Annotated in this window: 1 rRNA gene; it reads left to right on the top strand. The window is 49.4% G+C overall.

The features are described from left to right. Positions 1–285 (top strand): 23S ribosomal RNA (locus HMPREF3263_RS03750); the annotation flags it as partial. Between the last annotated feature and the right edge of the window lie 102 nt (positions 286–387).

Genomic DNA, 387 nt, shown 5'->3' with positions numbered 1-387 from the left:
CTGCCGTGGGCGTTGGAGAATTGAAAGGGGCTGCTCCTAGTACGAGAGGACCGGAGTGGACGCACCACTGGTGTTCCGGTTGTGTCGCCAGACGCATTGCCGGGTAGCTAAGTGCGGAAGAGATAAGTGCTGAAAGCATCTAAGCACGAAACTTGCCTTGAGATGAGTTCTCCCTGTCTTTAAGACAGTAAGGGTTGTTTAAGACTAAGACGTAGATAGGTCTGGTGTGTAAGCGGTGTGAGCCGTTGAGCTAACAGATACTAATTGCCCGAGAGGCTTAACTATACAACGCTCAAGGGTTTTGGGTGTTGGGTAAACGAGACGAAACTCAGAGATGAAGAGGAAGTTTTGAGGTTGAATCAGCTTGTTTGGTTGTGAGCACTAGAG

The sequence above is a fragment of the Haemophilus sp. HMSC61B11 genome (assembly GCF_001838615.1).
Lineage (GTDB): Bacteria > Pseudomonadota > Gammaproteobacteria > Enterobacterales > Pasteurellaceae > Haemophilus_D > Haemophilus_D parainfluenzae_AD.
Note: the sequence above shows the minus strand (reverse complement) of the source record. Positions and strands in the feature narration are given on the sequence as shown.